Origin of the sequence: Anaerocolumna jejuensis DSM 15929, assembly GCF_900142215.1 — a bacterium.
GTDB lineage: Bacteria > Bacillota > Clostridia > Lachnospirales > Lachnospiraceae > Anaerocolumna > Anaerocolumna jejuensis.
In genome coordinates this window covers 1-12,041 of the sequence record NZ_FRAC01000009.1, presented here as the reverse complement: position 1 = coordinate 12,041, position 12,041 = coordinate 1, and the positions used below count along the sequence as shown (strand labels likewise).

Below are 12,041 nucleotides of genomic sequence, written 5' to 3'. Positions count from 1 at the left end.
CACACACAAAATTTTGCCTGCGAAATCATCGGCCCAATCTTGCGGCGTGTTGGGAAGGCATGGCTGTTAGTGTGAAAGAAAAGCACTTACACACTCCATATTAAAAGAGAGAAACTATATTAAAATACAGGAACTATAACAGGAAAAGAGGAAACATATGATAAGAGATGACAGGTTTGTAGTGCGGGAAGCCAAAGAGGAAGACACCAAGGCTATCCTGAACTTAATCATAGAACTGGCAGCCTATGAAAAAATGGAGAATCTGGTAACAGCTACAGAAGAAATTCTAAAGGATTCCCTTTTTCATCAAGGGGCAGCCAAGACGTTAATTGCGGAATTTGAGGGCAGGCCTATCGGCTATGCCATATACTTCTTTAATTTCTCAACCTTTAACGGAAAAGCAGGTATCTATTTAGAGGATATCTATGTAAAGCCGGAATTCAGAGGAATGGGCTATGGAAAAGATTTGCTGGGAACAGTGGCAGGAGAAGCTGTAAAAAGAGGCTGCCCCAGAATGGAATGGTCCTGCCTGAATTGGAATAAGCCTTCCATTACCTTTTACGAAAGTCTTGGAGCAAAGCACCTGGATGAGTGGAGAACTTACCGTTTGACAGGTGAGGATATCAGAAAATTAGCAGAAGAGTAAGAATTAATAATTAGCGTACCACAAAATCCATGAATTGCTATAAAGGCTGGAATCCGTGCCCTGACTGCATTTCATGGATTTTTGTTTTTTGTGTAGGATGGTTAAGTTTTTTGCATAAGAGCCTATTGAAGTATACCCAGCTTGAGCTTCCAGACAAGGATTCGGGTAACAGAAGCATCAATGCGTTCCTCATTGAGAGTGCCTTTCTTGAGAGCATCTAATACTGCAGGAATCTGTGTATCAAAATCACTGGCAATCAAAAGATCATTACCGGCCTTAATAGCCTGTACGGCTGCTTTTTCATTAGAAGTATAATCCTTAATGGCATCCATACTAAGGTCATCTGTCATAATCACCCCTTCAAAGCCCAGGGTATCTCTAATAATATCATGCACATCAGGAGAAAGGGACGCCGGATGATCCTTATCCATGGAAGTAACAATATTATGGGATACTAAAATGCTGTCGGCACCGGCTTCAATACCGGCCTGAAAGGGAAGAAAATCATTTTTAACAAATTGGTCATACTTTCTGGTGTCCGTAGCAATTCCCGTATGGGTATCAACATTGCTTCCGTAACCCGGAAAATGCTTTAAGACGCTTCCAATCTTATCCTGCTTCATTTCCAAAACCACGGTTCTGACATAATTGGCAGTAGCCTTGGCATCCTTTCCAAAGGAACGTTTATAAATAAAGTCACTTGAATTAGTAGAAACATCACCCACAGGAGCAAGGTTTACATTAATGCCAAGTCCTAATAGCAGCTCGGCCTTTTCCTTGGTATCAGCCTGAATTGCCTCAAAACCGCCATTCTTGTATAAATCCATGGGAGACTCAAAAGGAGTGCTTCGAAAAGCAGGGTATTTGCTGAGACGGTTGACAGTACCTCCTTCTTCATCCACCCCAATAAGCAGGGGAATAGAAGAAGCCTCCTGATAGCTGTTAAGCAGCTTTTTTATACCGGTACCTGTTTCATTCTTAAAATCATCACCAAACAGAATATATCCGCCCAGGTGATAATCCGTAACATCCTTCCGTCCGCTGTCTTTTCTAAGCCGGACAAAAAACATCTGCCCCACCTTTTCCGCCAGGGTCATATCTGAGACGAGCTCCGTAGCTCTGGCCTCATAAGAATCATTATCCTTGGTACTGCTATCGGAGGAGGGAGTAACTGACGGAGTACCGGTTGGAGTTCCTGAAACAGTGCCATTACCTGAAACCGGACTGGTTACATCGGAATCATCAAGTCCATCCGTCGGTGCCTGGACCGCATTATCATCCGGATTGATAGAGGGAATCGGAACATTTGTGGCAGGTTCACCGGTATCCTCCGGCGTATCGGTAATATCCTCCGTCCCGGAATCCGGTGTGGGAGTAGTGGTATCCAGAGAAGAATTATCCTTAGGAGCAGAAGGAGTAATTCTGCTGCAGCCGGAAACAAATAGGGCTAACAGTAATAATAAGCAAACAAATTTGGATTTGTGAGATTTCATATTGGATTCCTTTCTATCACATTTCATTTGACATTGTAATTCTTTCCTATAGTATATCCCAAAAGGCGGCAATTCCATCAAATAATAAATATGGAAAAATAATATATTCTGTATGAAGCAATCTCATAATAGGAAAGCTGAAACACATTGTAGCACCGTAGACTTTGCATGTAAAGATACAATAATAGGCAGTTCTTCTAGACAAAGCTTAATAGTATGACGTATAATAAACTTCGCAGACTGAAACAGGATGGCTGCAGAAGTAAAGCATTTTAAAAACAACATTAATTAAATATAGCAGGAGATACAGGATGAAAAAAGGAACTCAATATACAGGCGTAATAGAAAGAATAGATTTTCCGGGAAAAGGAATCGTTAATATAGAAGGCGAAAAGGTCATTATAAAAAACACCATTACAGGGCAGAAGGTAAGCTTTTCTATAACCAAAGCCAGAAAAGGGAAGAGCGAAGGACGCCTCCTCGAAATAGTTGAAAAATCACCCCTTGAGACAGTGGAGCCAAAATGCGGACATTTTGGTCCCTGCGGCGGCTGCAATTACCAGACAATCCCCTATGAAACCCAGCTAAACATAAAAGAAGAGCAGGTAAAGAGACTACTTGGTGCAGTTACGGAGGAATTACCCTTTCAGGGAATAAAGGGAAGCCCCAAACAATGGGAGTATCGGAATAAGATGGAGTTTTCATTCGGAGACGAAGTAAAAGACGGACCATTATGCTTAGGACTTCATAAAAAAGGCAGTTTTCATGATATTGTCACAACTACAGGCTGTTGCATTGTTCATCCGGATTATAATATGATATTGACTTGTGTATTGGATTACTCCAAGGAACTTGGTCTGAATTTTTATCGAAAAATGTCCCATGTCGGTTATTTAAGACATCTTCTGGTACGCAGGGCAGAAAAGACCGGCGAAATTCTAATTAATCTGATAACCTCCTCCCAGTGGGAGCCTTGTGGCCCTGCCGGGATGGAAAGGGAGGAGCAGACTATTGGAAAATCTGCGGAATTTGGTAATGAAAAGACAAGTCCTGCAGCAACAGAAAAGACAAGCCCTGTAACAGAAGAGAAAAGACCTGCAGCAGCGGAAAAGACAAGCCTTGCAGCAGAAGAGACAAGCGTTTTAGTAGTAGAAAAGGCAAGTACGATGGAAGAAAACCAGATGCTGGAGAAATTAAAGGAAAGGCTTCTAAGCCTTCCTATCGCCGGGAGTATAGTAGGGTTCCTCCATACAGTAAATGACAGTCAGGCAGATGTTGTACAGAGTGACAGAACCGATATCATATATGGGCAGGATTATTTTTATGAAGAGCTGTTAGGTTTGACCTTTAAAATATCAACTTTTTCTTTTTTTCAAACAAACTCCCTTGGGGCAGAGGTACTTTACGATACAGCAAGAGAATTTGTCGGAGAGACAAAGGACAAACTGATCTTTGACTTATACAGCGGTACCGGAACCATAGCGCAGCTCATTGCACCGGTAGCGAAGAAGGTAATTGGAGTAGAGATTGTTGAAGAGGCAGTAGTAGCGGCCAGGGAAAATGCTGCACGGAATAAGCTTAATAATTGTGAGTTCATTGCCGGGGATGTGTTAAAGGTGATTGATACGATAGAAGAAAAGCCTGATTTGATTGTGCTTGATCCGCCGAGGGATGGAGTGAATCCGAAGGCGTTGGAGAAGATAATTCAGTATGGGGTTGACAGGATTGTGTATATTTCATGTAAACCTACGAGTTTGGCAAGGGATTTGGTGGTGCTGCAGGTGAGAGGATATAAGGTGGAGAGGGTTTGTTGCGTGGATATGTTTCCTTGCACAAATCATGTTGAAACCGTCGTATTGCTGGAGCGGAAACCTTGATAAATCAAAGGGTTGCGGAATTTTGAAAGAGGAATGGACGTGTGATTTTTGTTGTGATGAATTGTCTGAGGAAACTTATTTTACCCCGGGGTAAATTTATATGAACTTTAGATTATAGCTATAGTTTGACGTTAGAAATACTGAATGTTAGCATATGATTACACTTTTGATAGGAGCTTTTTATTATGAATCAAACAACTAAGAAGCAACATTATATTTGGCGAAATTACTTAGCTCCTTGGACAAGCACTAACTCTAACAAGGGTGCAATTCAATGTCTTCGAGGAAATAAGATATTTTCTGTATCATTAATGAATATTGCTCATGAAAATTATTTTTATGGTGTAAAAGAATTAACGAAATTTGAGAGATATATCATTAACGAAATGGCTATAAACCGATTCACAGGCATACAAAGAGAAATCGGTGAACAGTGGCTCAATTTGTATTGTGCCCCTTTTGATCTAGTAGATCAAGAGGTTAGCTTTAGCTATTCATTGAGCATTCCTGTTGATAAAATTAAAATAAAAAGCGATCAAGAATTTAAAAACTGGAATATTGAATTTATTGAAAAGCTTCATTGTCAAATTGAGGCAACAGGAATACAGTATTTAGAACAAATAAGAAAAAACGACATAAGTTTTTGGGAAAACGAGGAAAGCCGTGATAAATTTTCATTTTATATATGCAATCAATATTTTAGAACAAAACGAATTCGAGATTCCATTATAATGGTATTTACTAAAGGCAAGAACATTTTTGAAAATTTCAAGGATGTCCGACCTGAAAATATGTGGATTCCTCTAACCCTAATATTTGCTTCAAATATGGGTGTTAACATTTCTCACAATTTTTCTGCTGTATTGCTTCAAGCAAAAAATAGTAGTTTCATTGTTGGAGATCAACCAGTTATAAATACCTATTCAACTTTTGATGCAATGACGTCCCCTGATGACGTGGAGTTATTTTATCCAGTCACACCGCATAAAGCGATACTTTTGACAAAAAAGTCAAAATATAAAAGCGGGCAGAAATTAGTAATTGATGATAAAGAAGTTGAAAAATATAATATGCTCGAAGTAAATGCTTCATGGGAACAAATTTTTGCAAAGGAGAGAGTGCAATTAGAAAAATTAAAAAATGTATAGACTTGGATTAAGATCAGACCTGTGTCTGGCATTACATAGACATGTAAATTATCTATATCATGCAAAGATAAGACTAAATTAAGAGTAATATTTTATTATGGCACGGAGATTTAATAGGTGGAGTAGAATGATTACCCTTACTTTAAATCGCCAGTATATTTTCGCCATGTAGTATCAAGCTTCTGTTAACAGGAATGTAGAAACGGTTGTGCTACTGGAGAAAAAGCCTTATAAATAAAAGAGTTTGAGCAAGAAATGTAAGTGTGGTTTTGACTATGTAGTGATTTGAGAAATATCAATAATGGTAGTATATAGTTTATGAGGGAGATATAAATTTATATGAAACTTATGAAGAAAATCTATGAAAAGTTAGGAATAGAAAATATTATAAATATTATAGGTCATTTTCTTACCCTTGTATCTTTATTATTAGTTTTTATCACACTTTTAGAAATGAAAATTCAGCGGAATAATACATACATGCCTCAAATTGTTGCAGAAAGTAACGAAAAAATAGAAATGTCTTGGGATAGTAAATCAGATTTTATTTTTTTAAAAGAAGATACGAATATGTATAATCAAATATATTTAAATATATATAATGTAGGTGTTGGTGTTGCAAGAAATTTGGAATTTGCATGGGATAAAGATAATGTAAGTGTTTTGGCTAATTATATTAACAAGAACTCTGTTGATTTTAGTATTAGCTTAATCAACGAGATGATGGTTATAAAAACAACAGGTATAGAAGTTGGGGGGCTTGGGTTAGAGCGTATTAGTAAGCTTAATTTCCTTGCTCCTAATGTTGATGAACCTTATAAAGTTAATTTGCCAATTCAATATATACAGTTATATAAAATTATGTTAATAGAGCAGATAAATAATTACCCTCCAATTCAGCTAAAGGTTAGCTACACAGATATACAAGGTAAGGAATATGAGCAGGTTCTTACGTTAACAATAAAGCCAGATATATTACTGTCTTCAAGTGGTAATGAAAGTGATGATTATACAGGTATGGCAGAATTGGATGTTGTTATATATTAGTGTAAATATTGGAGTTGTATATATTAAATATAGGGGTAAGAATACACTTTCGCTATGTAGTATAAAAGCTACCTTTCATCGCATGTGGAGACCATAGTCTTACTACAACAAAAAGCATTTGATAAGTAGGAGATTCATAGAATTACAGATGGAAATATATTTTGACGTGAGAGGATACTTTTCACGTCTTTTTTTTGTGAAATCTTAATTTCTCACTACCTTTTACATAGATAATGAGAGGATTTAAATGAAAAATGTTAGGATTATACTGCCTTTACCCAAAGCGGATATACGCCTAAAAAGTTGAAAAAGTGCCTATGAGGGGGATCTTCAAGTTTTATATTTGAAAATAAGTTTGATTTATGAAGCATCAATTAATATTTTTACTATGATACAGTTTAAAATTATATTTAAATGATGATAAATAAAATCATCAAAAATGATGCTTGCATATGATGAAATTTGTGGTATAATACATTTAATGAATATTATAAATGTAGCTATTAATTTTAGTAATAGTACAAGCTGTAAGATAAGAGTTAGCAGGCATATTTGCAATATGAATATAAATTATAGAGGAGAAGTAAAAATGGAAAAAAATATTAGTAAATTTTTAGAATACTGTGGAACTAAAAATGATTCAAATTTTATAAGAACTACAAATAAAATAAGCAATGAAAATATTAAACGGTTAAAAGTAATATCTGAAGAAAACATAATTATATCACAGGCAAAGGCAATTAATTTTGCACTAGATTTGTTTTTTGAAGAATTTATGGATGATGAAGTTATTAATTATAAATATGATATAAATCAAATACATGAATCGTTAATAAAAAAAGATGAGAATGCAGAAAAAATTATATCATGTTTGGTTAAGCTTGCTAGAAATTATAAAAACTCCAATAATAAACAAATTAATCAAAATGTCATAAATACATTGGAATTCACAAATAATATGTTTAGTTATATAAATATAAAAAATAGTAATGATTTTATCAGAGCTAAAGATTACTTTCTTGGAAACTTATCTCATATTAATAAAGAATTTACACAGTATTTTGAACAGAATTATTCAATGGATGTGCTTAAGTCGCTACTAAGCTTAATTATTAAGGACAAAAATAACATTGCAGATCTTAAGTATGAATTTGCACTGAGAAACATAGAGGTTTCATTTTCAGATTATTTTTCTGTTAAAGAACAGAATAAGTTGATTATTGAAATTAAGCATCATATTGAAGATTTGAAAAAAAATTCACCGACTATTTTTCATATAAATACTATGTTAAAAGATGACTTGGAAATATTATGCAAACCATTTCCGGAAGTGCTAGCTAATAAGGAAAATGGCACTTATAAGAACAGTCAAGCATTAGATTTAATCCATCTATATTTAGGGGGAGGGACAGGAAATTATGGAACTGTTAGAAATATGATAAAAGCTCATGGAATAGATATAGAATATACAGATACAGAGCTTGATCAAATTTATTATAATTTATGCAGTTTATATGTGGGGTAAACTGCGAATAAAATGACTATATTCAATTAGTGAAAGAACAAGTACAAATAATTTAATGAGAGTTGATTATTTATTTTATTATTTAGTGATCATAGAGTCAGTTAAGGCCATGAAGTATTACTAGTGCCATACAAAAAGTGCATTTATCAAGTTACTCGTTTTTACTATAATAGGAACAACTGTGCAGCTGATATTGCCCCGTGTGCATGTTTCCTGGCTGTGTATCACCTTGAGTCTGATCCTGTTTTATGCTTATTTTTGCATGTTTACAGAAGCCCAGGATACTTTAACCGGATTGTTAAACCGCAACGTGTATGACCAGTATACCAAGCGCCTGGATCATGGTGTCAACGGTATGGTTATCGTTTTTGATTTGGATAGTTTTAAACAGATCAATGATCTATACGGTCACCAATGGGGAGATTTCTGCCTGCAAATGACAGGAAGGCTGATCAAAGATTGCTTTCATAAAATGGGTTTATGCTACCGTATCGGTGGAGACGAATTTTGCGTGATTTGTAAAACCATGGATGAACAGCAAGCAAGGGACGCGCTCAGACAGTTTCATCGAAAAATAGACGAGACCAGGAAAAACAAAAATCTGCAGGGTGAATTGCCAATGGTTTCTACAGGGTATGCCATTTTTCATGGTTCAACCGGGGAATACGACATGGCAGTAAAAAAAGCGGATGCGCAAATGTACGGTTATAAAAATAATCGTAAGGGGAATCCGGACACATTACAGAAACAGTGACGACAAGTGCATCATGTGATATCGTCACCCAAAACTTTTTGGATACTCTGGAAAACCGCCGCTATTTCTTCGGTCAGGACAGACAAGACATCAATCCGAGCTTATAGTTCCATGTGGAGACGGTAGTATTGATGTCAAAGGTAAAATGGAAGGCTTGTGAAACGCCTAGTAAATAAGCCACTTTTGGGGGTTTGAGGCCAAATCTGATGTGCTGAAAAATGAGCTTTTTACGCTTTGCAGGAATAAGTCAACGAGGTCGATTTTGAGCGTGTGTATACAGGATTGATAACAGTGGTTCATGACACTACAGGATAGATGTTTTTTAGATTTGGGCAGGATTGTGTGGACAGGATGGATATATGTTTAAATTAGGCAGCATGCAATGATAAAGGAAAATAAAGAGGCAACTTTCGAGAGTTTTGAATTGTGTATACATACTATGGACAAGCGCTGATGTGACTAGAGTATTAGCAATTTTTATGAAAATAATCCTCCGCCAAGGAACTATTGGGCTATTACGACATCTTTTTTGTATCCTTAAGGCATATCGAAACATTGGTATTGATAACGAAATAAGGGGCTTTTGGAAGTGTTAAAAATACTAGGTTTGATTGATGATGTAATAAAAAAGTTAATAATTCGACTTGATTTTACCTTTTGGTATGTATTTGTAGGAACATATTGAATGGTATTTTTGGAAATGAATTGAGAGGTGAGCTGACAGATTAGATAAAGCGCAGATTGGGGAGACAGTATGAATGTAAATCTAAGTTGTATATAAGCAAAGTTTTTTGTAGAAGTATATGGAAAACTGTGGTACTATTTATTGTAAAGTATATACAATAATAAAATTATTTTATGAATAAGTGATTATAGAAAAACAGTTTGTCAATCTCAACATTACCTATAATTTAAAAGAAGCTAATGTATGAATTTATATTACAAGGAATAATTCGAAGTTAACTAAATACATTACCCACTATGAAATGAGAGGAGAAGATACATTGAAGTTTGACATATCAAAGCTATTGAATATTTCGGCAAGGGTTTCATGGGCAATAACTGTAGCCTGTGTGTTTATATTATTTTTTCCGAGTGATTGGCTCCCCTTTCAAATAGATACTTTAAGAGAGCAATATGGCTTATGGATTTTTATAGTCATAGCTGTCTCTATTTCACTTTGTTTGTCTCATCTAGCGAAATGGATTTGGAAAACGATAAAGCAGGCCTGGGATAAAAAGAAAACGTGGGATACATATAAATACATACTGAAAAATTTTTCTAAAAGTGAAAAAGCACTCATCAAAAAATATTACGATAAAAGAGAAACTGCAATTTTAATGGATTTGAGAGATCCGACGATAAAGAAATTAGAAACATTTCGAGTAATATCAAAAGCAGCAGGAACAAGTTTAGGAAGCGTTTCGGGTTTTCCAGGATTTATTCAGCCGTGGGTATTTGAATTGATAGATAAGCATCCAGAGTTTCTTAATATAGAGGAAGATGACAAAGAACGATAAATTAGATGAATATGGATATAGGTATGGAATAGAGCATGTACAGCGAGACAAACTACAAATAGTTTTCCCTGGGTGATTTCCTGAAGGAGATTCGTATATTAAAAGCTGCTATCCCTTGAGGTGAGTATTACGGATGATTTTGAAAATAGTGTATTTAGAAAGCCTTGAAAATATAGTGTTTTAGAATAGGATTTATTGATAATAGAATATAATGCATTGGGGGAGGAAGATTATGGTTTCTATTTTTCTGTCATATTGTCAAAAGGACTGTTGCTATGCTGACGAAATTGATTTATATTTTAGGAACACAAATATTAATATAAAAAGAGATATAAGAGAAATAAGTAGTTGGAAAAGTATACGTGGATATATGAAAACTATTCGGGATATGGAATATGCAATATTAATCATTACGGAAAATTATTTAAAGTCCTTTAATTGTATGTATGAAGTAATGGAGCTGATGAAAGAAAAGGATTATCATAATAAGATTTTTCCGGTTTTATTTGCAACTGATATTTATAAACCAGCTGGAAAGATTGTATATATTAAATATTGGGATAACGAATACTGTTTTTTAAAACGTCAAATAAGGCAGCTTAAAATGGAAAATGCTGTTTCTGTTATTAATAATTTAAAAGAAATACAAAGTATTCAGTCCTCTATAGATGAGTTTTTAACGTTAGTAACCGACATGAATAATCCAGATGTAAAAGATGTTAATAAAGAAATAGAAAAAAGTTTGAGACTCCAGAATATTTTGATAGAGCAAAATAAAAAAGAGTTAAATTCAGGTATTATTGTTATTGCTAATCCGGCGGGTGGAGTAGGAAAGTCCACAGTTGCAGGTGGACTAGCATATGCACTAAAAAAAGCACTGAATAAAAAGGTACTTTGTATAAGTTTGGGTTCTTTGGATAATGCACAATATTTTTTAGGCTTACGTGAAGTCAATGAAGATAATGTTTCTGTATATGAACAAATTTATGTTCATGAAACGCCATGCGGAGTGGATTTTATTTATAAAAAAGAAATGGAACAGTTCCGTTTGGCACAAGAACTGCAATATGGAAAATCAGATTGGGAGAGGATATTAAGCGAGATTATTAATCAGAAAATATATGACTACATAATTATTGATTGTGGTAGGGGGACTGATGGATTAAACCAAAAAGAAATTCTTATTTTTGCAAAAAATATTATTATTCCATTAGGTGATAATGTTTGGTCTCCTAATGGAATTGAGGGTGTAGCAAATATATTAAAAAGAAAAAAAGACAGCAAAAATATTTGGTTGCTTAATTCCATAGGACTTTTTGTTGGAAAATCAAAAATCCAAGATGACTTGCAGCGGTTATATATAAAAACTAAAAATATGGTTCAGAAAGAAAATATAAGGGTAAATGAGTTGTCGACGATAATTCCTAAATCCAACAAAATGGCAGAAGTAACTTGGGAAAGAGGTATTTTAATGGAAGCACTTCAAATAAAACAAATAAAACAGGCTTATATTGATTTAGCAAAAGAGGTAGAAGAAAATAATAGAGCAAATTGAATTATCTGAGATATGTTACTTAGACAATTGACATCTAATAATATCCAGGAATTGTATCAAATTTTTCAGATTATATGGAAAATGGTACCTTACAGTTAGGTTTAATTTGCTTTTAAAGTAAGAGCTTAATAATTCAGAGCCCATTGTATTTTTACACTAGTGTGTAAGTAGTAGCCAGAAACTGGTACCATTTGCTAAATATTTTTTAATTAAATAATTCATAGTAGCTAAACAATACATTGACACCATGGGAGTACTAGTGTACAACCAAATTGATAATTAGCTGTTGATTCTTTTCTGCGTTATGTTACAATAAAATAAAAAAGGATATCATTTCACATATGAGAAAAATATACCATGTAGTACTTAATGCAGAAGATAAAAACAAGTTACTTGCTGTCATTAATGACAGCTCAAGCCATGCCAGAACAATTAAACGTGCTAACATACTACTTGCTCTGGATGAAAATGCAGAG

General features: G+C 34.7%; 9 protein-coding genes. 8 read left to right on the top strand and 1 reads right to left on the bottom strand.

Annotated features, from left to right (window positions below; translation table 11 throughout):
• The first annotated feature begins 157 nt into the window (after positions 1 to 157).
• On the top strand, positions 158 to 646 hold the full coding sequence (locus BUB77_RS07995; protein ID WP_073274647.1) for a GNAT family N-acetyltransferase: 489 nt from the start codon (positions 158 to 160) through the stop codon (positions 644 to 646).
• Positions 647 to 768: 122 nt separating this feature from the next.
• On the opposite strand, the gene BUB77_RS07990 is transcribed toward BUB77_RS07995, so the two are convergent.
• Positions 769 to 2,139 (bottom strand): glycoside hydrolase family 3 N-terminal domain-containing protein, encoded by a 1,371-nt coding sequence (locus BUB77_RS07990; protein ID WP_073274646.1) that lies wholly within the window; start codon positions 2,137 to 2,139, stop codon positions 769 to 771.
• A 311-nt stretch (positions 2,140 to 2,450) separates the two neighbouring features.
• Between BUB77_RS07990 and rlmD the strand changes: the two genes are divergently transcribed.
• The 7 genes from rlmD to BUB77_RS07955 all read left to right on the top strand — a co-directional run bounded on the left by rlmD (position 2,451) and on the right by BUB77_RS07955 (position 11,565).
• A complete protein-coding gene (rlmD, locus tag BUB77_RS07985) occupies positions 2,451 to 4,016 on the top strand; it encodes a 23S rRNA (uracil(1939)-C(5))-methyltransferase RlmD (RefSeq protein ID WP_073274644.1) in 1,566 nt (521 codons plus the stop codon).
• A 185-nt stretch (positions 4,017 to 4,201) separates the two neighbouring features.
• Complete coding sequence (locus tag BUB77_RS07980; protein WP_073274642.1) at positions 4,202 to 5,164, top strand: DUF4238 domain-containing protein; 963 nt, start codon at positions 4,202 to 4,204, stop codon at positions 5,162 to 5,164.
• A gap of 339 nt (positions 5,165 to 5,503) precedes the next feature.
• Positions 5,504 to 6,211, top strand: coding sequence for a hypothetical protein (locus tag BUB77_RS07975; protein ID WP_073274640.1), 708 nt, complete (start codon positions 5,504 to 5,506; stop codon positions 6,209 to 6,211).
• A 589-nt stretch (positions 6,212 to 6,800) separates the two neighbouring features.
• The gene (locus BUB77_RS07970) at positions 6,801 to 7,736 is read left to right on the top strand and encodes a hypothetical protein (RefSeq protein WP_139241135.1); all 936 of its coding nucleotides are present in this window, start codon (positions 6,801 to 6,803) and stop codon (positions 7,734 to 7,736) included.
• A gap of 181 nt (positions 7,737 to 7,917) precedes the next feature.
• Entirely contained in the window at positions 7,918 to 8,490 is a 573-nt protein-coding gene (locus BUB77_RS07965) for a GGDEF domain-containing protein (protein WP_073274636.1), read from the top strand.
• A gap of 1,004 nt (positions 8,491 to 9,494) precedes the next feature.
• Positions 9,495 to 10,010 (top strand): super-infection exclusion protein B, encoded by a 516-nt coding sequence (locus tag BUB77_RS07960; protein WP_073274634.1) that lies wholly within the window; start codon positions 9,495 to 9,497, stop codon positions 10,008 to 10,010.
• Between the two features lie 232 nt (positions 10,011 to 10,242).
• Entirely contained in the window at positions 10,243 to 11,565 is a 1,323-nt protein-coding gene (locus BUB77_RS07955) for an AAA family ATPase (RefSeq protein WP_073274633.1), read from the top strand.
• The last annotated feature ends 476 nt before the right edge of the window (positions 11,566 to 12,041 follow it).

Excerpts from the sequence above, each read along its gene's own strand:
- BUB77_RS07995 (WP_073274647.1), top strand. The coding sequence starts at position 158 with ATGATAAGAGATGACAGGTTTGTAGTGCGGGAAGCCAAAGAGGAAGAC.
- BUB77_RS07990 (WP_073274646.1), bottom strand. The coding sequence starts at position 2,139 with ATGAAATCTCACAAATCCAAATTTGTTTGCTTATTATTACTGTTAGCC.
- rlmD (WP_073274644.1), top strand. The coding sequence starts at position 2,451 with ATGAAAAAAGGAACTCAATATACAGGCGTAATAGAAAGAATAGATTTT.
- BUB77_RS07980 (WP_073274642.1), top strand. The coding sequence starts at position 4,202 with ATGAATCAAACAACTAAGAAGCAACATTATATTTGGCGAAATTACTTA.
- BUB77_RS07975 (WP_073274640.1), top strand. The coding sequence starts at position 5,504 with ATGAAACTTATGAAGAAAATCTATGAAAAGTTAGGAATAGAAAATATT.
- BUB77_RS07970 (WP_139241135.1), top strand. The coding sequence starts at position 6,801 with ATGGAAAAAAATATTAGTAAATTTTTAGAATACTGTGGAACTAAAAAT.
- BUB77_RS07955 (WP_073274633.1), top strand. The coding sequence starts at position 10,243 with ATGGTTTCTATTTTTCTGTCATATTGTCAAAAGGACTGTTGCTATGCT.